We start from the raw sequence: 22,385 nt of genomic DNA on the forward strand, positions 1-22,385 counted from the left end.
CTACCCGGCGTTCGCCACGGATTCGCGGTTGCGCCTGCGCTCCTCCATCTCCCGGCGCAGGACGTAACCGCGAATGGCGCGCCCGACGCCCTCGCTGGTCTCATACGTGATGATCACGTCGTAGGTGGCGTTCTCGGGATCTCGGCGGACGAACAGGACGGTCCCGCTGAGCGTGATCGGGGTCTCGTCGAGCAGCACCCGGATCTCGACCCGGTCGTCGCGGTCGAAGCGGTCCTCGAGCATCCGGCAGCGCACGCCGCCCTCGGACAGGTCGATGACCTTGCCCTGGTACGTCGTGCCCTTGAGGGTCACCTCGACCCACTCGCCGCCCCCGCCGCGCACGTAGTTGCGTCGGGTCTGCAGCCGGGTCGAGCCGACCGCCTCCAGCGACCAGCGCGGCGGCTGCTCGCGGCTGAGCTCGACCAGCTTGACGTCGACCGCCTGCCGCCGGTCGCCCGCGACCCAGGCCAGCTCCATGGACGCGCCGACCTTGGGCACGTCGACGGAGGACACGCCGAACGGCGCGGCCACGGTCAGGCGTTTGCCGCTGATGTCCTCGACCCTGGACTGATAGGCCTCGCCGTCCATCAGCACCACGTCGACCAGGGCGTTGATCCCGGGCAGGCTGGTCACTCCCGCACGTTCGGCTCACCCGGGCGAGACTTGAGGAGTCTGCCGCACGAGCCGTTGCGGCGGCGTAGCGTTTCCCTTGGTGCGCAGCTTCAACACCGGCCCGGCCGGCACGCTCATGATGGTGGTCGGCCTGCTGCTCGCAGGGAGCTCGACGTGGACGGCGATCCAGCGAGACACCTGGCGGACGGCGCTGCCGAGCATCCTCATCGGCCTGTCGCTGATCGCGGTGGGCTACTCGCTGGTGGCCCGGGCCAAGCGGACCCGGTCGCGCTCAGACGGGGCGGATGGGGATGAGCTTTAGCGCCGCCGTCGTGGCAGTGTTTGCCGACCTGGTCAGGCTCAGACGGGGCGGATGGGGATGAGCTTCACCGCCGCCGTCGTGGCGGGGTGGGGGGCGATCATGCCCTGCTCGGCGCGGGCCGCGCACAGCTCGGCGAGCCTCGCGTAGGCCTGCTTGCCGATCAGCGCGATCAGCTCGGGCTCGTACTCCTGGTACATCCGCTTCGTGCCGACGTGCGCCTCCGGCGACGAGGTGCACCACCAGTGCAGGTCGTGCCCGCCCTCGCCCCAGCCGCGGCGGTCGAACTCGCCCAGCGTCGAGACGAGCACCTTGGTGCCGTCCGGGCGCTTGCGCCAGTCCTGGTCGCGGCGCACCGGCAGCTGCCAGCACACGTCCGGCTTGTACTCCAGCGGGTGCACGCCGTCGCGCAGCGCCTGGCCGTGCAGCGCGCAGCCGCCCCCGCCGGCGAAGTCCGGGTCGTTCTGGAAGACGCAGCCGCCGCCCTCCCGGGTGGCCGTGCGCAGCGCCTTGCTGGTGCCGTCGATGGTGTCCGTTTCGGTGTACCGCTTGAAGCCCCGGCGGTAGTGCTGCCAGTGCTCGGGAGTCAGCTTCTTCGCCGCGGCGCGAACCCGCCGCTGGTCGTCCTCGTCGGTGAAGAAGGCGCCGTGCGAGCAGCAGCCCTCGTCCGCGTGGCCCTCGATGATGCCGTGGCACCCGCGGCCGTAGATGCAGGTCCAGTTGGACAACAGCCAGGTCAGGTCGGCGCGGATGAGGTGGTCGGCGTCGGCCGGGTCGGCGAACTCCAGCCACTCGCGCGGGAAGTCGAGGTCAACCTCGAGGCTGCGCGGGTCGTTGGGGTCCTCGACCTCGACGTGGATGTCCATCCGACGAACAGTACGCCTCCGCCGTTACGGTTTACGCATGCGACTCGGCGTACTCGACGTGGGTTCCAACACCGTGCACCTGCTGGTCGTGGACGCCCACCACGGCGCGCACCCGTGGCCCGCCCACTCGCAGAAGGCGGAGCTGCGCCTCGCCGAGCGCATCGGCAAGGACGGCGACCTGTCGAAGGTCGGCGCCGACAGCCTCATCGCCGCGGTCGCCCAGGCCCGCGACGCCGCCGCCAAGCTCGAGACCGACGACCTGCTCGCCTTCGCCACCTCGGCCGTGCGCGACGCGAAGAACTCGGCCCGCGTCCTCAAGCGCGTGCGCGAGGAGACCGGCGTCGACCTGCAGGTGCTCTCCGGCGAGGCCGAGGCGATCATGACGTTCCTGGCCGTGCGCCGGTGGTTCGGCTGGTCGTCCGGGCGCCTGCTGGTCATGGACATCGGCGGCGGGTCCCTCGAGCTGGCCGCGGGGATCGACGAAGAGCCCGATGTGGCGATGTCGGTACCCCTGGGAGCCGGCCGCCTGACGCGTGAGCGGCTCGTCGGCGACCCGGCGACGGCGGCCTCCATCGACGCGCTGACCGAGTACGCGGAGGCCGAGGTGGCCAGGACCGCCCTGCGCCTCATGGCGGCCGGCTGGGACCGCCCGGTGGCGACCTCGAAGACGTTCCGCACCCTCGCCCGGCTGGCCGGCGCCGCCCCGTCGGGGGCGGGCCCGCGCGCCTCGCGCCGCCTCACGCGCACCGGCCTGCACCAGGTGCTGTCCTTCATCCGCCGCATCCCGTCGACGGGCCTGGCCGAGATCGACGGCGTGAGCCCCGGCCGCGCCCGCCAGATCCTCGCCGGCGCCGTCGTCGCCGAAGTGACGATGCGCACCCTCGGCATCGACGAGGTCGAGATCTGCCCCTGGGCCCTGCGCGAAGGAGTGATTCTTCGCCGTCTGGAAGTGCTGGAGTCGAGTTGATCGACAGGAGACGCTACCTGGGTCGGGCTAGCCTGGTGGTGTGAGTCGTCAAGTACCGGTCCTGTTGTCCACCTCCTCGGTCTTCCCCGAGCCGACCGCGGCCGGCTTCGAGATGGCCGCCGCGCTCGGCTACGACGGCGTCGAGGTCATGGTCTGGTCCGACGCCGTGAGCCAGGACGCGGGAGCGCTCGCCGGCCTCTCCAAGCACTACGCCGTCCAGGTACGATCCGTGCACGCCCCGTGCCTCATGGTCACGCAGCGCGTGTGGAGCCCCGACCCGTGGGAGCGCCTGCGCCGCGCGGCCGAGCTCGCCGACGGCCTGGGCGCCAACACGGTCGTGGTGCACCCGCCGTTCGCGTGGCAGCGCGAGTACGCCCGGACCTTCCAGTCGGGCCTGCTGCGCCTGGGCCGCCAGTTCCCGCACATCCGTTTCGCGGTGGAGAACATGTTCCCGCTGCGCGGCGTGGGCCGCGAGTTCGTCCCCTACGCCCCCGGCTGGGACCCGACGCTGGTCGGTTTCGACGCCTACACGCTGGACCTGTCGCACTGCGCCGCCTCGCGCACGGACGCGCTGGCCCTGGCCGACACGATGGCCGGCAACCTGGCCCACGTCCACCTGGGCGACGGCACGGGCAAGGCGAAGGACGAGCACCTGGTGCCGGGCCGCGGCAACCAGCCCTGCGCGCAGCTGCTGGGATCGCTGCACGCGCGCGGCTTCACCGGCTCGGTCGCGGTCGAGGTCGGCACGCGGAAGGCCGGCAGCCGCAGCGAGCGCGAGGCCGACCTGGCCGAGGCACTGCGCTTCGCCCGCCAGCACCTGACCACGCCGTCCCCGGTCGCCTGACCGTTTGCGCCTTTTGGTCGTTTGCAGTCGACACGTCGTTCCACGGGTCGCGCGTCAGGAAGCGTTGTTCTGCGATCGACGCGTCGTTCCGCGGGTCGCGCGTCAGGAAGCGTTGTTCTGCGATCGGCGCGTCGGCCCGCCCGTCGCACGTCAGGAAGCCGGCCAGCGATCCGCAGCCAGCAACACGGGTCGGGCTCTGACTCTGTCGTCCGTCCTGCACAGGCGACGCGGCGGCCCGGCGCTCGGAGGTCGTAGGCGGCCCGGCGCTCGCGGGTCGCTCTCCGGGCGGCCGGCCAGCGATCCGCGGACGGGGACATGGGCTTTCCGACAAGTCGGGCACTCCGTGCCACGACTTGTCGGATTTATGCCCCGACAGGCGAAAAATGCGATAAGTCGTGGCGCGCCAGCGCCCGACTTATCGGTTGCGCACCCGGCGGGTTCGGGTGCGCGCCGCCGATGCGGCAAGGGGCGTTCGCTCCACGATCATGCGCAATGGGCCGGACAAATCAGACACAGCCATGATCGTGGAGGGAAAAGTGTCGCCCTCAGTGCATTAACGCTCCACGATCATGGCGAAGTCCGGTTTGTCCCCGCGGAAATCGCATGATCGTGGAGCGAAAACGCTGCTTGCCACGCGGCGTCGCATCCTCAAGGAGCGCTCCGGCCGCGCCCCGAAAGGAGCTTCGCGTCGCCGGGTTTTGAGGGGGTTCGAGTGGAGCGGGGCTCCTCCCGGCAGTCGAAAATGCGTTAGATCTTGCGGACCGACTCGGCCTGGGGGCCCTTGGGACCCTGCTTGATCTCGAATTCGACGCGCTGGTTCTCCTCGAGGCTGCGATAGCCGTCGGCGACGATCGCGGAGAAGTGGACGAAGACGTCGTTGCCGCCGTCGACGCTGATGAAGCCGAAGCCCTTCTCAGCGTTGAACCACTTCACGGTTCCCTGGGCCATGGTGCTGTTTCTCCTTCGTAGGGCGTTGTGATCCGGTGACGTACCCCGGTGTCTTGGGCCGGTCCACAACGAAACCGGCCCCGCATCGCCCAACCCCGCGTGTCCGACTTATCGGACGCGCGGTAAAGCGAACCACATGACGCAAGATATGCCGAAGTACACAGCGCCGGTGTGGTTTTCCAGCACTTACGCGGTCACGACCGCCCGATCGGAGTCGCCGACCAGCGCCGCGCCGGTCTCCGCGGCTCGCTTGCGGGCGCGGTGGGCGGCGACGTGCGAGCGGGTGGCGCAGCGCTCCGAGCAGAAGCGGCGGCAGCAGTTCGAGGACGTGTCCAGGTACACGTTGCCGCAGCGCTCGTCGGCGCAAACGCCGAAGCGGGTGCTGCCGTGCTCGCACAGCCACACGGCCAGGCCCCAGGCGGCGCCGGCCAGCAGCTCCGAGCTTACCGACGAGCCCCGGCCGGTCACGTGCATGTGCCAGTCGTGGGTGTCGTGCCCGGAGATGCGCGGCTGCATCGGATACGCCTCGAGCAGCGCGTTGAGCTCCGCGACGGCGGCGACGTCCCGGCCGGACGAGCCGTGCTCGAACACCTCCCGCAGCCGCTTGCGGGCGCGGCGGAAGGCGATCAGATCGCGCTCCGTCGCCTCCGCGGTCTGCCAACTGTCCTCGCCGAAGAGGGCGACGAGGTCCTGCATGCTTTCGAGCGGCGCGTTGACGATGTCGACGGCGGTCCGCGCATACGCGTCGAAGTCCACCCGACCAAGGTAGTCAAGAAATGCCACACTGGCGACCAGGCGTCACCGGACGTCTCCGGTTCTGTCTACGCTCGGCACATGCTCAGATCGGCAATTCTCGCCGCCGCCCGCTCAAACAGGGTCGAGCGGCTCGTTGAAACCGCCCCGGTCAGCCGCAGTATCGTGCGCCGATTCATCGCCGGGGAGCACGCGGACGAGGCGCTACAGCGCGCTCGCGAGCTGGCCGCCGAGGGCCTGGCCGTCACCATCGACTACCTCGGCGAGGACACCACCAACCCCCATCAGGCCGAGGCGACCCGCGATGAGTATCTGAAGCTGCTCGACGCGCTGCACGCCGCCGAGCTGACCCCGGCCGCCGAGGTCAGCCTCAAGCTCTCGGCGCTCGGCCAGGTCTTCGACGAGAAGGTCGCGCTCGAGCACGCCCGCGCGATCTGCGCCAAGGCGACCGAGGCGGGCACCACGGTCACGCTCGACGCCGAGGACCACAGGACGACCGACTCGACGCTGGACGTGCTGGCCCGGCTGCGCACCGAGTTCCCGACCACGGGCGCGGTCGTGCAGTCGTACCTGCGCCGCACCGAGGCCGACTGCCGCGAACTGGCCGTCGAGGGCTCACGGGTGCGCCTGTGCAAGGGCGCCTACAAGGAGCCCGAGTCGGTGGCGTACCAGACCCGCATCGACGTCGACAAGTCCTACGTGCGCTGCCTCAACGTGCTGATGTCCGGCGGCGGGTACCCCATGATCGCCACCCACGACCCCCGCCTGGTCGCCATCGGCGAGGACCGCGCGAAGTGGTTCGACCGCAGCCCCGACGAGTTCGAGTTCCAGATGTTGTACGGCGTCCGCCCCGACGAGCAGCTGCGCCTCGCCCGCGCGGGCTACACCGTGCGGGTCTACCTGCCCTACGGCACGCAGTGGTACGCGTACATGATGCGACGCCTCGCCGAGCGCCCGGCCAACCTCGGCTTCCTGGCCAGGGCCCTGCGATCGCGCCGCTGAAAACGAGCTGACCGACGGCGGGATGCGGCTCCTGTCCGACGTCCCGCCGGTTCTCGTCCGTATGGGCGACGCGCCGACTTGACCGGTTCACGTACGGTCCGGCAGTGATGGAAGGTGATGGCTGGCGGCCCGCGGGCGCCTCGCGCGGCGGCGCCGCCGAGACCGCAACCGTCCCGGCCATCCCGCACCAGCGCGAGACGCCGGCCATCCCGCACCAGCGCGAGACGCCGGCCATCCCGCACCAGCGCGAGACGCCCGTCGGACCGGACCAGCGCGAGACGCCGGTCGGACCGGCTCGATACGCCGAGGCGGCCCCTCGCCGCGGCACGACCCTGCGCGTCGCCCTCATCGGCGCGCTCGCCGCGCTGCTGCTCGCCCCGCCGGCCGCACTCGCGTACACCACGGTCCGCGACGAGCTCGCGCCGGCCGCGGCCGGGCAGGGCCTCGCCGGCGTCGACGGGCGCGGCACGGGTGGGCGGACCAACCCGGCCGCCGATCGCAACGGCGCGGGGGCCAGCCGCGGCCCGGCGCCGAACACCCTCGAGGGCCGGATCCGGCAGGCGCTGGAGGACCAGGGCGCGGCCCTGCTCGCCGGCGACCAGGACGCGTTTCTTCGCATCGTCGACCCGTCGGCCGGCCCGCTGCGCGACGACCTCGCCCGCCGGTTCGCCTCGCTGCGCCAGCTACAGGTGAAGCTCTGGCAGCCGGCGCTGGAGGGGCGGGCGAAGACCGAGGGCGGGGGCACCGCGACGGCGAGCGTGCTGGTGAAGTACTGCTTCGTCGTCGCCACCTGCGACCCGATGAGCCTCGAGACCACCACCAAGTGGAGCGTCTCCGGCAAGTCGGTCACGCTGCTGGAGTTCGGCACCGCCAAGGACCTCGGGCCGCGGCCGTGGGAGGCGAGCGAGCTGCGCTCCGCCGTCGGCGACCGGGTGCTGATGTCGACGACCCCGAAGTACGCCTCGCGGCTGCCCTCGATGCTCGCCGCCGCGGAGAAGGCGGCCGCGCTCACCGACACCTTCGCCCGCTGGGGCCCGCCGCCGGCCCGCTATGTCGTGTACCTGGCCGGGCCCGACGAGTGGTCGTCGTGGTACGGCATCCGTCAGGAGTCCTGGGTCGCCGGCTTCGCGCTGCCGCTCACCTCGAGCGTGACCGAGATCGTGCTCAACGCCGCGCGGGTGGACACCAAGCAGACCCTCGACGTGCTGCGCCACGAGTTCACGCACGTGGTGACGCTGGCCGGGGTCGACAAGTCGTACGAGCACACGTGGTGGCTGGTCGAGGGCATCGCGGAGTACGTGCGGGTCAAGGGCAGCGGCAAGTCCTTCGACCAGGTCTCCGACGTGCGCACCTACGTGCGCAGCGGGCACTGGAAGGGCGAGATCGACCTCGACGACCCGCCGGACGGGGCCACGACCGCCGACGTGAGCGGGCGCTACGGCGTGGCGTACCTGTCCCTGCAGCGCATCGCCGACCGCTTCGGCGAGGACAAGCTGCTGGAGTTCTTCGACTACGCCGCCCGGCAGGGCCTGGCCCTGTCCGACGCGGCCCCCAAGGCGTTCGGCGTGAGCTGGGACGACGTGCAGGCTGATTGCGCCCGGTTCGTCCGGGGCCGCGGGTAGGGCGACGACGTATCTAAACTTGCCAGCGTGCATCGCGTCCCCCCGCGCACGACGGCCGTGGCCATCCTCATCCTGGTGTCGCTGACCGGCGCCTCCTGTACCGGTCACGACGACGGCATCGGCGTGGGCAGCGCCGGCCGCGGCGACGTGGTCGAGGTCGTCGATGCGCCGGCCACGGTCACCGCCCGGGCCGCCGCCACGCTCACCGCGGCCGCCGACGGCACGCTGGCCAGCCTGAGCGTCAAGCCGGGCGACACGGTCGCCGCGGGCCAGATCCTCGCCGTGATCGACTCGCCTTCGGCCCAGCAGCGGCTCAAGGAGGCCGGCGACGCCCTCAACGCGCTGAAGCGCTCGGGTGGCGGCGGCGTCGGGGTGAAGAACCTCTCCGCGCAGCAGAAGCGGACCGACGACGCGGCCGCGAAGGCGTTCGCCGATGCGCGGGCGGCCGCCGGGCAGATCGCCGATGTGGCGGTACGCACGACGCTGACCGCCCAGATCGACCTCGCCGAGCGGACGTACCAGGAGGCGGCCGCCTCGGCGCGCGCGGTGATCCAGAGCGTCCAGCGCGGCCTCGCCAGCATCTCGCAGGCGATGTCGGCGCTCACCCAGGCGCAGCTCGCGCAGGCCCAGTCGGCGTACGACCTCGCACAGTCGACGGTCGACCAGCTCACGCTGAGGGCGCCGGTGGCCGGCGTCGTGCAGCTCGGCGGCACCTCGGCGGCCAGCGCCCCGTCGATCACCGACCTCATCGGCGCCGCGTCCGGCGGCCAGGCGCCCGCGGCCGCGTCGAGCGGCGGCGGGGCGGGCGCGTCCGGGCCGGGGGTCGACCCCGCCGTACCGGTGGGCGGCCGGGTGGCGGCGGGCACGGCCGTGCTGACCGTCGTCGACGTCTCGGAGCTGGGCCTGATGGCCGAGGTCGACGAGACCGACGTGCTGCTCGTCCAGCCCGGGGTGACCGCGCGGGTCGAGCTCGACGCCGCGCCGGGCGCCGCCTATGAGGCCACCGTCACCTCGGCCGACATCCTGCCGACGACCTCCGCCCGCGGCGGCGTCGCCTACCGGGCGCGGCTGAAGCTGGCGGCCGGCCGGTACGACGACGGGCGGGCGGCGCCGTCGCCCCGGCCCGGCATGAACGCCGTGGCCCACCTGCAGGTCCGCTCGATCCAGGACGCGGTCACGGTGCCCGCCGCCGCGGTGTTCAACGTCGGCGGCAAGGACGTGGTCTGGCTGGTCCGCGGCGGCAAGGCGGTGCAGCAGCCGATCAGCATCGGCGTCGCCGGACAGGACCGGGTGCAGGTGCTCAGCGGCATCGCCGACGGCGACCACCTCGTCGTGCGCGGCACGGACAAGGTCAAGCAGGGCATGGAATTGCCCCAATGACGGCGGCGCTGGTCGCGGAGGACGTGGCGCGGCAGTACGCGCTGGACGGGGTCACCGTCCCGGCGCTGCGCGGCGTGAGCTTCACCATCGGGGCGGGCGACTACGTCGCGATCATCGGGCCGTCGGGCTCGGGCAAGTCGACGCTCATGCACCTACTCGGCGGGCTGGACCGCCCGACGTCGGGCCGGCTGCTCATCGGCGGCCGCGACGTGGCCCGCCTGGACCCGCAGGAGCTCGCGCGGCTGCGCAACGAGACGATCGGCTTCGTCTTCCAGTCCTTTCATCTGCTCGCCCGCACGAGCGCGGTGGACAATGTCGCGCTTCCCCTGGTGTACCGCGGAATCAAGGCCGGCGAACGTCGCCGCCGTGCGGTAGCGATGCTGGAGCGCGTGGGTCTCGGGCATCGCCTCGACCACCGCCCCAACCAGCTCTCCGGCGGCGAGCAGCAGCGCGTCGCCATCGCCCGGGCGCTGGTCACCGACCCGCAGGTGCTGCTGGCCGACGAGCCGACGGGCAACCTCGACACCAAGAACGGCCAGGCGGTGCTCGCGCTGCTGGAGGACCTCAACCGGGACCAGGGCGTCGCGCTGGTGATCGTCACCCATGACCGCGAGGTCGCCGCGCGCGCCGACCGGCAGATCGTCATGCGCGACGGCGAGATCGTCTCATGAGGCTCGCGGAGGCGTGGCGGGTCGCGATCGATGCGCTGCGGGCCAACCGGTTGCGCAGCGCGCTCACCATGCTCGGCGTGATCATCGGCGTCGCCGCCGTCGTCGTGCTGGTCGCCATCGGCACCGGCACCAAGAACGAGATCGAGCAGCAGGTCGAGGGGCTCGGCTCCAACCTGCTGATCGTGGTGCCGGGCGAGGTCAACATCGGGTCGGCGCCCTCGGTGTCGCGGATGGATCTCTCCGACGTCGACGCCGTGTCGAAGATCGTCGGCGACCGCAGCCGGGTCGCGGTGACGGTGGCCTCGGGCGAGACCGTGGCGGCCGGCAACGCCGAGACCTTCGCCAGCATCAACGGCGTCATCGAGACCACCCCGAACGTCTTCGTGCGCCATCTGGCCCGCGGCACGTACCTCACCCGCTCCGACGTCGACACCCAGCGCCGCGTCGCCGTGCTGGGCTGGAGCGTGGCCCACAAGCTCTTCGGCGACCGCGACGCCGTCGGTCAGCAGCTGACCATCGCCGGCGTGCGGTTCCGGGTCCTCGGGGTGTTCGAGCAGCTCGGGCAGAGCCTCGGCATCGACCGCGACAACGAGGTGCACGTGCCGATCACCACCGCGCAGCGGCTGCTGTCGACCAACCGGGTCGACGGGATCGCGGTGAAGGCGCCCAACCGCGACGAGATCGGCGACCTGTCGGCCCGGATCATCGCCGAGCTGACCCGCCGGCACCCGGGCACCCAGTTCAGCGCCGTGACCCAGGAGCAGATCCTGGGCGTGCTCGGCGACATCCTCGGCGTGCTGACCGGCGTGCTGGCCGCGATCGCCGGCATCTCGCTGCTGGTCGGCGGGGTCGGGGTGTCCAACATCATGCTCGTGTCGGTGCGCGAGCGCACGAAGGAGATCGGCCTGCGCAAGGCGGTCGGGGCCAGGCCGCGGGACATCGGCGTGCAGTTCCTGCTCGAGGCGGTGCTGCTGACCACGCTGGGCGGGTTCATCGGGATCGCGCTGGGCATCGGCGCCGCTCTCATCGTCGCCGCGCTCTCGCCGGTGCCGGCCGCGATCACCTGGTGGTCGCTGGCGCTCGCGTTCGGGGTGTCCGCGGGCGTCGGGATCATTTTCGGGGTGGTGCCCGCCCAGCGCGCCGGGCGCCTCGATCCGGTCGTTGCGCTGCGGACCGAATGATCAAGTCAGGGGAAAGATTCCGACGAACCAGGGGTGCAAGTCACAGCAGTACCGCTACCGTACTGGTAACACGCTGATTGAGTAACGAGGCGAGCACGCTGGTCGGAGGTCGCGATGTCGAGCACGCCCCACACCACCGAAGGCCGGTTGGGCGAGGTCAGGTTCCTGACCGTGGCCGAAGTGGCCACCCTGATGCGGGTGTCGAAAATGACCGTGTACCGCCTCGTCCATGCCGGCGATCTCACCGCGGTCCGCGTCGGAAGGTCGTTCCGGGTCCCCGAGCACGCGGTCGACGCGTACCTGCGCGAAGCGTTCCGTGAGACCGCATAGCGGGGTCGTTTTCCGATCCAGCAGCGGTACGGCTACCCTTGAACGGCTAACCATGTCTTTGGCGTGCCAGCGATGGCACGCGTTCCGCTGTATCGAGGAGATGCTCGTATGGGCTCGGTGGTCAAGAAGCGCCGCAAGCGTATGGCCAAGAAGAAGCACCGTAAGCTGCTGCGCAAGACCCGCGTCCAGCGTCGTCGTCTCGGCAAGTAGCCTTCCGGCTCGTCACTCGGTGGCCGGTCCCTCCTTCGGGGGCCGGGCCGCCCGGTTTTTCATGGCTTCTGCCGCGATCGGAGTCGCGTGAGCGCGCCGCCAAGCGTCGTGCTGGTGACCGGAGTGAGCCGCTATCTGGGCGCTCACCTGGCCGCCCGGCTCGCCGCCGATGAGCGTGTCAGCCGCGTCATCGCCATCGACGCCTCGGCGCCCGCCGAGGCGCTGGCCGACGTGCTCGCGGCGGCCGGTCCGAAGATCGACGTGCACCAGATCGACCTGCGCACCCCCGGGGTGCTGCGGGTGATGGTCGACGCCCGCGTCGAGGCGGTGGCCCACCTCGCCGTGGCCACGGCGACCGACCAGCACGGCGGCCGCGCGGCGATGAAGGAGCTCAACGTCATCGGCACGATGCAGCTACTGGCCGCCTGTCAGCAGGCGACCCGGCTGCGCAAGCTCATCGTGCGGTCGTCGACGGCGGCGTACGGCGCCTCCTTCCGCGACCCGGCGATCTTCACCGAGGACACCGAGCCCCGCGAGGTGCCCCGGGGCGGGTTCGCCAAGGACGTGCTCGACATCGAGGGGTACGTGCGCGGCTTCCGCCGCCGGCGCCCCGAGGTGCACGCCACGGTGTTGCGCTTCGCGCCGTTCATCGGCTCCGCCGTGGACACGCGCCTGACGCGGTACTTCGCCCAGCCCGTCGTCCCGACCGTCCTCGGCCGCGACCCGCGGCTGCAGTTCGTGCACGTCGACGACGCGTTCGAGGTGCTGGTGCGCTCGGTCATCGAGGACCACCCGGGCACGTTCAACGTCGCCGGGGCCGGGACCCTGACGCTGTCCCAGGCGGTGCGCCGGGCCGGGCGGGTCACCATGCCGATCCTCGAGCCGGGCCTCAACGCGCTGGCCGGCCTCGGCCGCGCCGGCGTGACGCTGGACCAGCTCGACCTGTTCGTACACGGCCGGGTCGTCGACACCTCGCACCTCATCCGCGAGTTCGGCTTCACCCCGCGGACGACCAAGGAGGCATTCGGCGAGTTCGTGGCCAGCCGCCGCGAGCGCGAGCCGCTGCCCGCGGTTACCATTCGCACGGTGGAGCAGGCGTTGCTCGAAGGTTTTCGCCGGACGCGAGCGGCCCGGGCCGCGTTGGAGAGTGGCCATGACTGACCCTGGTCTTCCCGATGTGTGGGACGATCGGGTCGCCGGCGCGCTCGCCTTCCTGCGCGAACGGCTCACCGGCGAGTACGAGATCGACGGCTTCGGCTTCGACCGCCATCTGACCGACGGCGTGTTCCTGCCGATGCTGCGGCCGCTGTACAAGCAGTGGTTCCGCACCGAGGTCTTCGGCACCGAGCACGTGCCGAAGGAGGGCCCCGCGCTGGTCGTCGCCAACCACTCGGGCACGCTGGCGCTCGACGCCCTGATGCTCTCGGTCGCGGTCCACGACGAGACGAACGCCCGCCGCCACCTGCGCCTGCTCGGCGCGGACCTGGTCTTCCGGATGCCGTTCCTGTCGGAGGTCGCCCGCAAGTCCGGCGCCACGCTGGCCTGCAACCCGGACGCCGAGCGCCTGCTGTCGGAGGGCGAGCTCGTCGGCGTGTTCCCGGAGGGCTTCAAGGGCATCGGCAAGCCCTTCGCCGAGCGGTACAAGCTGCAGCGCTTCGGCCGGGGCGGCTTCGTCTCGGCCGCGCTGCGCACCGGCACCCCGATCGTCCCGGTCTCGATCATCGGCGCCGAGGAGATCTACCCGATGATCGCCAACATCCGCCCCCTGGCGCGGCTGCTCGGCGCCCCGTACTTCCCGGTCACCCCCACGTTCCCGTGGCTGGGCCCGCTGGGTCTGGTGCCGCTGCCGAGCAAGTGGATGATCGAGTTCGGCGAGCCCATCCCGACGGACGACTACATGGACTCGGCCGACGACCCGATGGTCGTGTTCAACCTGGCGGACCAGGTGCGCGAGACGATTCAGCAGACGCTCTACAAGCTGCTGGACCGCCGCCCGGACGCCTTCTCCGCGTAGATCGCGGGCGGAGTGCTGCTGGCAACCCGCTCGTCGGGGGCAGAACCGATAAGTCGGGCACTTCGTGCCACGACTTATCGCATTTATCTCCTGACGGGGTATAAATCCGACAAGTCGTGGCGCGACAGCGCCCGACTTGTCGCAAATGCCCGCCTCGCGCGGTAAGAGACCGGCTCGGCAGCGGCGAATCGCGGTAAGCCGTGCTCGGCGGACGGTCGGGGCGTCGCTGTCGAAGGCGGCGGGAGCGGTCGGGAGCGGCGAATCGCGGTAAGCCGCGCTCGGCGGACGGGCGGGGCGCGGCTGACGAAGGCGGCGGGAGTGGTCAGGCCGTGGGCTTGCGCGGGGCCGGGGGAGTTGCGGGGGCGGCGCGGCGGCGGCGTTTGCGCATCGCGGCGAACGTGGCCATGCCGCCGATCACGACGCCGGTGGCCAGGGCGGCGGGGACGGCGATCTTCGCGGCCTTGCGGCCCGTGCGGAAGTCGCGGATCTCCCAGCCCCGCTTGCGGGCCTCGCGGCGCAGCGACGGGTCCGGGTTGACCGCCACCGCGTAGCCGACCGTGGAGAGCATCGGGGCGTCGTTGATCGAGTCGCTGTAGGCGGCGCAGCGGGTCAGGTCCAGGCCCTCGGCCAGGGCCAGCGTCGTGATGGCCGAGGCCTTCTCCGGGCCGTGCATCAGGTCGCCGACCAGGCGGCCGGTGTAGACGCCGTCCTCGATCTCGGCGACCGTGCCGATCGCGCCCGTCAGGCCCAGGCGGGCGGCGATGATCCGGCCCAGCTCGACCGGGGCGGCGGTGACGAGCCAGACGCGCTGGCCGGCGTCGACGTGCAGCTGGGCCAGGGCCAGGGTGCCGGACCAGATGCGGTCGGCCATGAGCTCGTCGAAGATCTCCTCGCAGAGGCGCTCCATCTCGTCGACCTTCCAGCCCGCGATGAAGGCGAGTGCGGCGGTCTTGGCGCTGGAGACGGTGCCGGCGTGCTCGGAGGCGAGCAGGCGGAAGCGGGCCTGCTGGTACGCGAAGCGGGCGAGGTCGCGGCTGGTGAAGTACTTGCGCTTGGCCAGGCCGCGGGCGAAGTAGTAGATCGACGCGCCCTGCATCATCGTGTTGTCGACGTCGAAGAACGCGGCGGCGCTGGCGTCGGAGGGAATCTCCAGGGCGGCCTCGACCTCGGCCGCTGCCCAGCCGGCGCCGGAGGCGACAATGCGACCGCTCGGTCGGCGGCGTCGTAGCGCTGAGGGGCGGATCGGCATGTGTCTGCTCCTTTCGGCAAGGCGGGTGTGGTGCGACGCCGGATACGACGCGACTGACCAACCGTACCGGCATCGAAGAGCAGCAGGGCCCGGTGACGCTCACCGGGCCCTGTCATGTCGCGAACGTGTCGCTGGGTTGAATCAGTGCAGCAGCCAGTCCAGCAGGCCGCCCTTTTCCGTCTTCGAGGGCGTCGGCGAGGGCTGCTCGACGACGCTGTTCGGTTGGGCGGGCGTCGACTCGGTGGCCGTCGAGTTGACGCTGGGGGCGGTGCCGGAGCGGTCGGCGGGCGCGCTGGCCGCCGGGGCGCCGGGCTGCGTGCCGGTGCTGTTGGAGCCGTTGCCGCCCGACTTGCCGGGGGTCTTGCAGGCGCCGGTGACGGGCACCGGGCCGAGCGAGTCGGGCGTGCTCACCGCGGGGGTGCCGCACTTGACCAGCGGGCGCAGCGCCTTCGAGCGGCGGTCGATCTCGTCGAGCAGGGTGGCCGACTTGGTGGCCCGGGTGTGGGCGTCGCCGGTGGTCGAGGTCTTGAGCTTCTCGGCGGCGCCGCGCTGGTTGGTCACGAAGCCGTCGATCGCGTCGAGGGCGGCGGTGTCCTTGCGGGCCACCGCGGTGGCCGTCAGCAGGCGTACGCCCTCGAGGGTCTCGCCGTCCATGTCGTCCAGGACCGACGTGAGCCCCGTCGGGTCCTTGACGGCCTGGGCCTCGTCGAGGCGGGTCCGGGCGAACTCGAGGTACAGCTGGCCCTTGCTGATGTCCGATCCGGCCAGCGCGAGCTGGGCCTTCTCGGTGGACCGCTTGACCGAGTAGAGCGCATCGCCGGGGATCGCGTCGCCGCTCGCGGCCGACATCCCGGACAGGGCCAGCGTGCCGGCGGCGAGGCCGACCACGATGGCACCGCGGGTGCGGGTGCGGCGGCTGACAGCTGGCCGGCTGCCCGCGGGGCGGCTCAGCGAGCGCAGGCCCAGCCGGCGCACCGGCTCGGGTTCCGGCTCTTTGGCCGTGACCCCGATGCCTTCGCGCTCGATCGTGGCCATGAGCATGGCCCGTAGACCGTCGCGGAACTCCGGCTGCGCCTCCACCCTGACCGGCAGCTCCGCGAGCCGCTGGCCCACCGACACCAGGTCGGTGAGGGAGTCGTCGACCGTGGACCTCATGCGATGCCGTCTTGCCCCTGCGGGCTCGTCGAGTAGCTGGGCGAACCGCTCAGCGCGTCGACGATGGAAGACGGAGCCAGTCACCTGAGGCACCCCCCTTCGCTGATCGCGTCACTCAGGCGCGGCAGGGCAGCGGGATGGTCGGCCACCGCGTCCGCCGTGCGCCATGCCGGCGGTCGCATCAGGACCAACGGTGCAGGGCGGAGGCTGGTTACGGCGCCCGCCGGGGCACTGTAACCGAAGGTGACAGCCGTCACGGCTGGAATCCGTCGGGCAGCAGCCGGGCGAGCGCGCGTACCGCACGGTACTGCAACGCTTTGATGGCTCCCTCGTTCTTGTTCATGGTCTGCGCGGTCTCGGCAACCGAGAACCCGTGCAGGAACCGCAGCACGATGCACTCCTGCTGCTCGGGGTTGAGCTGCTTGACCGCCTTGAGCAGGTCCACGTTGGTGATGTGGTCGATCACGGCCGCCTCGGGGCTGCCCTCGGGCCCCCGGTCCGGGCGGTCGGCGTCGAGCACGTCGCCGGTGGTGACCTCCAGGCGGTACCGCCCGGACTTGAAGTGGTCGGCGACGAGGTTCCGGGCGATGGTGACCAGCCAGGCACCGAGGTCGCGACCCTGCCACGTGAAGCTGCCGATGCGCTTGAGCGCGCGCAGGAACGTGTCGGCGGTCAGGTCCTCGGCGAGCTGGCGGTTGCCGACCCGGAAGTACACGAACCGGAAGACCGTGTCGAAGTACCGGTCGTAGAGGAGGCCGAATGCCGCCCCGTCGCCCGCCTGGGCCCGCTCGATGAGCGCCCAGACCTCGGAGGCCGGGTCGCCGCGCTCGGGGCGCGTCGGCTGCGGCGGGACGGGCTCGCGCGGCCCGGTCTCGATGAGCGTGTCCGTGCCACCCCCGCCCAGGATGTCGGCCGGGATCGGCACCGTCTCCTCGCCGAGCAGGCCCGCGCCGGCGCCGCCGGCGGGCTTGCCGTTCATCCCGGCGTTGGGTCTCGTGTTCGGGGCCGGGCCCGGCCGCGCCGGTGCCTCGTTGGTGTGTGGGCGCCCGCGGGTGCGGGGCACACTCCCTCCCTCGCCGCGGATCACCGTGCTGAACATGTCGCGCATCGAGTCGCGCAGCATCGACAGCCCACCGGCGAGAGCGTGCTCGGCATTGAACACGTGCTGGTAACCGCTCATGCGTCGCAAACCACTACGAAGACGGCTATCGCGGGCACTTGGGCCTCCTCGGGGTGAGGGGTGTCAACTCGCAACAAATGGGATGATCACAACAAATGGGTTGAGTTGACTTTTGGTGATGATAGGTCCGGCGTCACCCGCGTGTGGGCGGCTCTTGGCGTGCGGGGACTTTTCTCCCATGGATCAGCGTCCGTTCGGCGCACACGCTGTCCGTCACTTCGTCGCGACACGCCGTACGACACGCCGTCAAACCGGCGAAACGGGACGTAACCGCCCCGTGACTACTGATGGACTACTCGCCCTTCGCACACGAACGGATGAACTCTTACTCAGTCGGCGTGTCGGGGGCGCCCACGCCGACCGAACCGCGACTGGGACCATCCCATGGGAATGGGTGATTGGTGACGGGTGATATTTCCGAGACCGGCCTCTCACCCGCGGGCGCTGAGTGATCGACTCGGGGCTGTGCAAGACTCGTCGACCGTGCCGGACGTAACGAACTTCGCCGACCTGGTGCGGCGCGCCGCCTCCGCCCGCGGCGCAGGACCCGCACTGCGATCGCATGACGCCGTGCTCACCTGGGCCGAGCTGGACGCGCAGGTGGACGCCGTCGCCGCCGCCCTGACCGCGCTGGACCTGGCCCCGGGGGACCGGGTCGGCATCGCCCTGCCGAACGTGCCGGAGTTCGCCGCGGTCTTCTTCGGGGTGCTGCGGGCCGGGCTGGTCGCCGTGCCGGTCAACCCCGCGTACACCGCGCGCGAGCTGGAGCACGTGCTGACCGACTCCGGCGCCGCCGTGCTGGTGGCCACGCAGGCGGTGACCGAGGCGGTCGGCGAGCGGGGGCCCGCGCGGCAGTTCACCCTCGGCCGCAACCTGGGTGAGCTCTTCACCCCGGCCGCCGAGGTCGCCGCGGCCGGCGGCGGCGAGGACCTGGCGGTGCTGCTGTACACCTCCGGGACCGCCGGCGCGCCGAAGGGCGCCATGCTGCCGCACCGCGCGCTGGTGGCCAACCACGAGCAGCTCGAGCGCATCGACCCGCCCCCGGTGGCCCCCGACGACGTGCTGCTGCTGGCCGTGCCCCTCTTCCATGCCTACGGGCTCAACTCCGGCCTGGGCGCGGTGGCGTACCACGGCGCGTGCGGCGTCCTCGTCGAGCGCTTCGACCCGGCCGACTCGCTCGAGGTGATCGAGCGGCACGGCGTGACCGGCGTGGTCGGGGTCCCGCCGATGTACATCGCGTGGTCGCTCATGGGGGAGCGGCTGGCCCGCGCCTGGGCCGGCGTGCGGCTCGCCGTGTGCGGCGCGTCCCCGCTGGACCCCGCCGCCGAGCGGCGCTTCGCCGAGACGACCGGCCGTTCGGTACACCAGGGCTACGGCCTCACCGAGGGCGCCCCGGTGCTCACCAGCACCCTGGCCAGCCCCTCGATCAAGCCGGGCTCGATCGGCCGGCCGATTCCGGGCGTCGAGGTGCGCCTGGTCGACGCGGCCGGCGAGGACGTGGAGCCCGACGAGGACGACGGAACCACCGACCCCGGCGAGATCGTCGCCCGCGGCCGGAACTTCTTCCTGGGGTACTGGCCGGACGGCGCCTCCGGGCCCGGGGAGGGCGGCTGGTGGGCGACCGGCGACGTCGCCTACGCCGACGAGGACGGCGACCTGTTCATCGTGGACCGGCTCGGGGAGCTGATCCTGGTGAGCGGGTTCAACGTGTACCCGCACGAGGTCGAGTCCGTGCTCGCCGCCCACGAGGACGTGCTGGAGGCGGCGGCGCTCGGGGTCCCGCACCCGTACACCGGCCAGACCGTGAAGGCGATCGTCGTACGCCGGCCGGGCTCCCAGGTGACCGCCGAGGAGCTGATCGCGCACTGCGAGCGCAACCTGGCCCGGTTCAAGTGCCCGACCGCCGTCGAGTTCGTCGCCGAGCTGCCGCACTCGGCGACCGGCAAGGTCCGCAAGGGGGTGCTGCGATGAGGCTGAGGCTGTACACGCGCGAGGGCTGCCACCTGTGCGAGGACGCCAAGACGGTGCTGGAGCGGGTCGGCGAGCCGTTCGAGGAGATCGACATCTCGGGCGACGACGAGCTCGAGGAGGAGTACGGCTTCCGCATCCCGGTGCTGCTGCTCGACGGCAAGGAGCACGGCTACTGGCGGGTCGAGGAGGACCGGCTGCGCGCCGACCTAGGGCTATCCTCACCCGGGTGAAGCACCTGGTTTGGGACTGGAACGGGACCCTCCTGGACGACCTGAAGCTCGTCGTCGACGCCACCAACGTCTGCCTGGCCACCGTCGGCGGGCCCGTGATCACCGCCGAGGAGCACCGCCGCGACTTCCGCCGGCCGATCCTGGACTACTACGCCCACGTGCTGGAGCGCCCGGTCGACCAGGTGGAGTTCCAGCTGCTCGACGACGCCTTCCACGACGCGTACCGGCAGCGCATCGGCGAGGTCCAGCTGGCCCCGGATGCGCTGGAGGCGATGGGCCGCTGGCCCGGCACCCAGTCGCTGCTGTCCATGTTCTTCCACGACGAGCTGCTGGTCGAGGTCGAGCGGCACGGCCTGTCGGCCCGGCTGGTGCGCGTCGACGGCCTGCCCGGCACGGTCGGCGGCCACAAGAAGGCCGCCTACCTGGAGCGCCACCTCGGCGCGCTGGACCTGGACCCGGCCGGCGTCGTGCTCGTCGGCGACTCGGTCGACGACGGCGAAGCGGCGCTCGCGGTCGGGGCTTCGGCCGTGCTGTACGCCGGCGGCTTCACCGATACCGCCCTGCTGAAGGCCACCGGCCTGCCGGTCGCCCACTCCCTGGTGGAGGCGGTCGACCTAGCCCTGCAGGTAGGTGAGCACGGCTAGCACCCGGCGGTGCTGCTCGTCGTCGGGCGGCAGGTCGAGCTTGGTGAAGATGTTCTTCACGTGCTTCTCGACCGCGCCGTCGGTGACGACGAGCTTGCGGGCAATGGCGGTGTTGGAGCGCCCCTCCGCCATCAGCCCGAGGACCTCCCGCTCCCGCGGGGTGAGGCTGCGCAGCGGGTCGTCGCGCCGGCGGCGCACGAGCAGCTGGCCGACGACCTCGGGGTCCAGGACGGTGGCGCCGGCGGCGACCCGCTCCATCGCGTCGAGGAACTCGGCGACCTCGGAGACGCGGTCCTTCAGCAGGTACCCGACGGCGCCGGCCCGGTCGGCGAGCAGGTCGTCGGCGTAGGACACCTCGACGTACTGCGACAGGACCAGGATCGGCGTCTTGGGCACCCGGGCCCGGGCCTCGACGGCGGCGCGCAGGCCCTCGTCGGTGTGCGACGGCGGCATCCGCACGTCCACGATCGCCACGTCGGGCCGGTGGGCGACGACCGCCTCCACCAGGCTCGGACCGTCCCCGACGGCGGCGAGGACCTCGTGGCCGCTCTCGGTGAGCAGGCGCACGAGGCCCTCGCGCAGCAGTACCGCATCATCAGCAACGACAACCCGCACGCGCCCGATCGTAGGGGACGACCCTTAAACGGGGAGGATGGCGACCAGCTTGGTTCCGGCGTCGAGCGGGCTGGTGACCGTCAGCTCACCGCCGGCGGCCCGGACGCGGTCGGCCAGGCCGTTCAGGCCGTGGCCCTTGGCCAGGCTGGCGCCGCCGACACCGTCGTCCTCGATCGTGACCAGCATCCCGTACGCCGAGCGCTGCAGTGTGACCTTGCACTCGCTGGCGTGGCTGTGCTTGGCCACGTTGGTGAGGGCTTCGGCGACGACGAAGTAGGCCGTCGTCTCCACATTGGTCGCCAGCCGGCCGAGCTCCGGGACCTCCAGGTCGACCGGGACGATCGAGCGGCCGGCCAGGGCGGTCAGCGCGGCCCGCAGACCGCGGTCGACCAGGATCGGCGGGGCGATGCCGCGGGAGAGGGCCCGAAGCTCCTCCAGCGTCTCGCGGGTCTGGGCCAGCGCCTCGGCCACGGTCGCCCGGGCGGCCGCCGGGTCGTGGTCGAACTGCAGGTCGGCCCGGCCCAGGTCCATGGCCAGGCGGACCAGGCGCTGCTGCGGCCCGTCGTGGATGTCGCGTTCGAGCCGGCGCAGGGCGGTCGCCTCGGCCGAGACGGCGGCGGTGGTCTGGGCGCGGGCCCGGTCGCGGCTGCGCTCCGCCTCGACGACCCGCTCGCGCAGCTCGTTGACGCCGCTGAGCAGGGCGCGGGCCGACCACGCCTCGAGCAGGGCGCAGAAGCGCACGACCGGGATCAGGGTGAGGGCGAAGACCACGCCGATGCCGGTGTAGAAGAGGACCCGCAGCTCGGTGCCCGAGCCGAGGCCGAGCAGCTCCGGCAGGTCCTGGTTGTCCGGCGGGCGGGGGATCGACCAGTCCCACAGCACCGTGGTCAGCCCGCCGAGCGTCCCGGCCCACCAGGTCACGACGAACGAGAACGCGATCGTGCTCGGGATGAAGCGCAGGATGCCGTGCAGCAGGTCCAGCCACGACTGCCCGTCGGTGAGCGGCACGAACGTGCGCCGCCAGAAGCCGGCGCCGGGCTCGGCCTTCTTGTAGTACGGATGGGGCAGGTGCCGGCGCAGGATCGGCCCGACGCGGGCGCGCTCCAGGGTGGCGAAGCCGCGGGCCTGGAACATCGTGGCGAACAGGATCGGGAATCCGACGATCGTCACCATCAGGCCCACGCCGACGGCGAAGCCGGTGATGCAGAGCACCAGGGTGATGAGGCCGAGGGGGAAGCCGAGCAGCACGTACTGCGTGTCGATGCCCAGCTGGCGGAAGATGCGGGAGAAGCGTCCCGGGCCCAACGGGGTGATGGTCGTCGTCATGTCATCGACGCTAGGCATTCGGGCCCCCGCCTCCCATCCCGCGGTCCAGCCACTTGATGGTAGGGGCAACCCTACTGGGAAAACGTGTAGTGTCGCTACGTAACGCCGAACCATGGGCGCGCGACCGCTGGAAATCCAGCGTGTCGGGTGGGTTTTATGCCGGAATTGCGGTGATACTGGCCACAGCGCCCGCCCGCTGCCGACCGCGTCGGGGAAAGGGGGCACCACGTGCCGCGGGGGCATTTCTCCTGTGCGCGATCCGTACGGGCGGGCGCTGACCTCTACGCGGTGGGCGC

The 22,385-nt window shown here is 71.7% G+C and carries 22 protein-coding genes and 2 pseudogenes; 15 read left to right on the forward strand and 9 right to left on the reverse strand.

All coding sequences use genetic code 11. The annotated features are described in order from the left end of the window. Positions 1 to 633, reverse strand: a complete 633-nt coding sequence (locus ACQEVU_RS54365; RefSeq protein WP_433338929.1) for a PilZ domain-containing protein — start codon at positions 631 to 633, stop codon at positions 1 to 3. A 79-nt stretch (positions 634 to 712) separates the two neighbouring features. On the opposite strand from ACQEVU_RS54365, the gene ACQEVU_RS54370 reads away from it, so the two are divergent. Continuing rightward, a complete protein-coding gene (locus ACQEVU_RS54370; protein ID WP_433338931.1) occupies positions 713 to 934 on the forward strand; it encodes a hypothetical protein in 222 nt (73 codons plus the stop codon). Positions 935 to 972: 38 nt separating this feature from the next. Here ACQEVU_RS54370 and ACQEVU_RS54375 read toward each other — a convergent pair whose 3' ends face one another. Then, complete coding sequence (locus ACQEVU_RS54375) at positions 973 to 1,797, reverse strand: hypothetical protein (protein ID WP_433338933.1); 825 nt, start codon at positions 1,795 to 1,797, stop codon at positions 973 to 975. A 37-nt stretch (positions 1,798 to 1,834) separates the two neighbouring features. On the opposite strand from ACQEVU_RS54375, the gene ACQEVU_RS54380 reads away from it, so the two are divergent. After that, positions 1,835 to 2,764, forward strand: a complete 930-nt coding sequence (locus ACQEVU_RS54380; protein ID WP_433338935.1) for a Ppx/GppA phosphatase family protein — start codon at positions 1,835 to 1,837, stop codon at positions 2,762 to 2,764. A gap of 40 nt (positions 2,765 to 2,804) precedes the next feature. Then, positions 2,805 to 3,608 (forward strand): sugar phosphate isomerase/epimerase family protein, encoded by an 804-nt coding sequence (locus tag ACQEVU_RS54385; protein WP_433338937.1) that lies wholly within the window; start codon positions 2,805 to 2,807, stop codon positions 3,606 to 3,608. Between the two features lie 747 nt (positions 3,609 to 4,355). On the opposite strand, the gene ACQEVU_RS54390 is transcribed toward ACQEVU_RS54385, so the two are convergent. Together ACQEVU_RS54390 and ACQEVU_RS54395 are read right to left on the reverse strand one after the other, a co-directional pair. Further along, positions 4,356 to 4,556, reverse strand: coding sequence for a cold-shock protein (locus ACQEVU_RS54390; RefSeq protein ID WP_344618099.1), 201 nt, complete (start codon positions 4,554 to 4,556; stop codon positions 4,356 to 4,358). Positions 4,557 to 4,742: 186 nt separating this feature from the next. Continuing rightward, entirely contained in the window at positions 4,743 to 5,312 is a 570-nt protein-coding gene (locus ACQEVU_RS54395) for a CGNR zinc finger domain-containing protein (protein WP_433338940.1), read from the reverse strand. Positions 5,313 to 5,390: 78 nt separating this feature from the next. On the opposite strand from ACQEVU_RS54395, the gene ACQEVU_RS54400 reads away from it, so the two are divergent. The 9 genes and pseudogenes from ACQEVU_RS54400 to ACQEVU_RS54440 all read left to right on the forward strand — a co-directional run bounded on the left by ACQEVU_RS54400 (position 5,391) and on the right by ACQEVU_RS54440 (position 13,719). Continuing rightward, complete coding sequence (locus ACQEVU_RS54400) at positions 5,391 to 6,311, forward strand: proline dehydrogenase family protein (protein WP_433338942.1); 921 nt, start codon at positions 5,391 to 5,393, stop codon at positions 6,309 to 6,311. A gap of 107 nt (positions 6,312 to 6,418) precedes the next feature. Beyond that, entirely contained in the window at positions 6,419 to 7,933 is a 1,515-nt protein-coding gene (locus tag ACQEVU_RS54405) for a basic secretory protein-like protein (RefSeq protein ID WP_433339766.1), read from the forward strand. A gap of 27 nt (positions 7,934 to 7,960) precedes the next feature. Further along, positions 7,961 to 9,313: an efflux RND transporter periplasmic adaptor subunit gene (locus ACQEVU_RS54410; protein ID WP_433338944.1), complete on the forward strand. Its 1,353-nt coding sequence runs from the start codon at positions 7,961 to 7,963 to the stop codon at positions 9,311 to 9,313. Further along, positions 9,310 to 9,981 (forward strand): annotated as a pseudogene (locus tag ACQEVU_RS54415) (ABC transporter ATP-binding protein); the annotation flags it as partial. The gene ACQEVU_RS54410 and the pseudogene ACQEVU_RS54415, both read left to right, overlap by 4 nt. Beyond that, complete coding sequence (locus tag ACQEVU_RS54420) at positions 9,981 to 11,165, forward strand: ABC transporter permease (RefSeq protein ID WP_433338946.1); 1,185 nt, start codon at positions 9,981 to 9,983, stop codon at positions 11,163 to 11,165. The pseudogene ACQEVU_RS54415 and the gene ACQEVU_RS54420, both read left to right, overlap by 1 nt. 114 nt (positions 11,166 to 11,279) lie before the next feature. Next, the gene (locus ACQEVU_RS54425; protein ID WP_033363444.1) at positions 11,280 to 11,495 is read left to right on the forward strand and encodes a helix-turn-helix domain-containing protein; all 216 of its coding nucleotides are present in this window, start codon (positions 11,280 to 11,282) and stop codon (positions 11,493 to 11,495) included. A gap of 108 nt (positions 11,496 to 11,603) precedes the next feature. Further along, positions 11,604 to 11,705, forward strand: coding sequence for a 30S ribosomal protein bS22 (locus ACQEVU_RS54430; protein ID WP_007465623.1), 102 nt, complete (start codon positions 11,604 to 11,606; stop codon positions 11,703 to 11,705). Positions 11,706 to 11,792: 87 nt separating this feature from the next. Next, positions 11,793 to 12,866, forward strand: coding sequence for an NAD-dependent epimerase/dehydratase family protein (locus tag ACQEVU_RS54435; protein WP_433338949.1), 1,074 nt, complete (start codon positions 11,793 to 11,795; stop codon positions 12,864 to 12,866). Beyond that, entirely contained in the window at positions 12,859 to 13,719 is an 861-nt protein-coding gene (locus ACQEVU_RS54440) for a lysophospholipid acyltransferase family protein (RefSeq protein WP_433338951.1), read from the forward strand. The genes ACQEVU_RS54435 and ACQEVU_RS54440 overlap by 8 nt, the downstream gene beginning before the upstream one ends. A 322-nt stretch (positions 13,720 to 14,041) precedes the next feature. On the opposite strand, the gene ACQEVU_RS54445 is transcribed toward ACQEVU_RS54440, so the two are convergent. The 3 genes and pseudogenes from ACQEVU_RS54445 to ACQEVU_RS54455 form a co-directional block, all read right to left on the reverse strand. Then, positions 14,042 to 14,968 carry an HAD family hydrolase gene (locus tag ACQEVU_RS54445; protein ID WP_433338953.1) on the reverse strand — a complete coding sequence of 309 codons (927 nt, stop codon included), beginning with the start codon at positions 14,966 to 14,968 and terminating at the stop codon, positions 14,042 to 14,044. A gap of 351 nt (positions 14,969 to 15,319) precedes the next feature. Next, positions 15,320 to 16,207 (reverse strand): annotated as a pseudogene (locus ACQEVU_RS54450) (DUF5667 domain-containing protein); the annotation flags it as partial. Between the two features lie 169 nt (positions 16,208 to 16,376). Next, positions 16,377 to 17,303 carry a sigma-70 family RNA polymerase sigma factor gene (locus ACQEVU_RS54455; protein WP_433338955.1) on the reverse strand — a complete coding sequence of 309 codons (927 nt, stop codon included), beginning with the start codon at positions 17,301 to 17,303 and terminating at the stop codon, positions 16,377 to 16,379. Between the two features lie 483 nt (positions 17,304 to 17,786). Between ACQEVU_RS54455 and ACQEVU_RS54460 the strand changes: the two genes are divergently transcribed. The 3 genes from ACQEVU_RS54460 to ACQEVU_RS54470 are packed head-to-tail and all read left to right on the forward strand — an operon-like array spanning position 17,787 to position 20,148. Further along, entirely contained in the window at positions 17,787 to 19,274 is a 1,488-nt protein-coding gene (locus ACQEVU_RS54460; RefSeq protein ID WP_433338957.1) for an AMP-binding protein, read from the forward strand. After that, a complete protein-coding gene (locus ACQEVU_RS54465; RefSeq protein WP_433338959.1) occupies positions 19,271 to 19,504 on the forward strand; it encodes a glutaredoxin family protein in 234 nt (77 codons plus the stop codon). The genes ACQEVU_RS54460 and ACQEVU_RS54465 overlap by 4 nt, the downstream gene beginning before the upstream one ends. Beyond that, complete coding sequence (locus ACQEVU_RS54470) at positions 19,501 to 20,148, forward strand: HAD family hydrolase (RefSeq protein WP_433338961.1); 648 nt, start codon at positions 19,501 to 19,503, stop codon at positions 20,146 to 20,148. The genes ACQEVU_RS54465 and ACQEVU_RS54470 overlap by 4 nt, the downstream gene beginning before the upstream one ends. Here the strand turns inward: ACQEVU_RS54470 and ACQEVU_RS54475 are convergent. Both ACQEVU_RS54475 and ACQEVU_RS54480 read right to left on the reverse strand, forming a co-directional pair. Then, the gene (locus tag ACQEVU_RS54475; protein ID WP_433338963.1) at positions 20,119 to 20,763 is read right to left on the reverse strand and encodes a response regulator; all 645 of its coding nucleotides are present in this window, start codon (positions 20,761 to 20,763) and stop codon (positions 20,119 to 20,121) included. The genes ACQEVU_RS54470 and ACQEVU_RS54475 overlap by 30 nt on opposite strands. 24 nt (positions 20,764 to 20,787) lie before the next feature. Next, on the reverse strand, positions 20,788 to 22,089 hold the full coding sequence (locus ACQEVU_RS54480; RefSeq protein ID WP_433338965.1) for a sensor histidine kinase: 1,302 nt from the start codon (positions 22,087 to 22,089) through the stop codon (positions 20,788 to 20,790). Positions 22,090 to 22,385 lie beyond the last annotated feature (296 nt).

It is taken from the genome of Dactylosporangium sp. CA-139066 (assembly GCF_050936175.1).
Lineage (GTDB): Bacteria > Actinomycetota > Actinomycetes > Mycobacteriales > Micromonosporaceae > Dactylosporangium.

Bases quoted from the DNA above. Each gene is read 5' to 3' on its own strand.
- ACQEVU_RS54405 (WP_433339766.1), top strand. From the start codon at position 6,419: ATGGAAGGTGATGGCTGGCGGCCCGCGGGCGCCTCGCGCGGCGGCGCC.
- ACQEVU_RS54455 (WP_433338955.1), bottom strand. From the start codon at position 17,303: ATGAGCGGTTACCAGCACGTGTTCAATGCCGAGCACGCTCTCGCCGGT.
- ACQEVU_RS54465 (WP_433338959.1), top strand. From the start codon at position 19,271: ATGAGGCTGAGGCTGTACACGCGCGAGGGCTGCCACCTGTGCGAGGAC.
- ACQEVU_RS54430 (WP_007465623.1), top strand. From the start codon at position 11,604: ATGGGCTCGGTGGTCAAGAAGCGCCGCAAGCGTATGGCCAAGAAGAAG.
- ACQEVU_RS54390 (WP_344618099.1), bottom strand. From the start codon at position 4,556: ATGGCCCAGGGAACCGTGAAGTGGTTCAACGCTGAGAAGGGCTTCGGC.
- ACQEVU_RS54420 (WP_433338946.1), top strand. From the start codon at position 9,981: ATGAGGCTCGCGGAGGCGTGGCGGGTCGCGATCGATGCGCTGCGGGCC.
- ACQEVU_RS54400 (WP_433338942.1), top strand. From the start codon at position 5,391: ATGCTCAGATCGGCAATTCTCGCCGCCGCCCGCTCAAACAGGGTCGAG.
- ACQEVU_RS54425 (WP_033363444.1), top strand. From the start codon at position 11,280: ATGTCGAGCACGCCCCACACCACCGAAGGCCGGTTGGGCGAGGTCAGG.
- ACQEVU_RS54380 (WP_433338935.1), top strand. From the start codon at position 1,835: ATGCGACTCGGCGTACTCGACGTGGGTTCCAACACCGTGCACCTGCTG.
- ACQEVU_RS54480 (WP_433338965.1), bottom strand. From the start codon at position 22,089: ATGACGACGACCATCACCCCGTTGGGCCCGGGACGCTTCTCCCGCATC.
- ACQEVU_RS54445 (WP_433338953.1), bottom strand. From the start codon at position 14,968: ATGCCGATCCGCCCCTCAGCGCTACGACGCCGCCGACCGAGCGGTCGC.
- ACQEVU_RS54375 (WP_433338933.1), bottom strand. From the start codon at position 1,797: ATGGACATCCACGTCGAGGTCGAGGACCCCAACGACCCGCGCAGCCTC.
- ACQEVU_RS54440 (WP_433338951.1), top strand. From the start codon at position 12,859: ATGACTGACCCTGGTCTTCCCGATGTGTGGGACGATCGGGTCGCCGGC.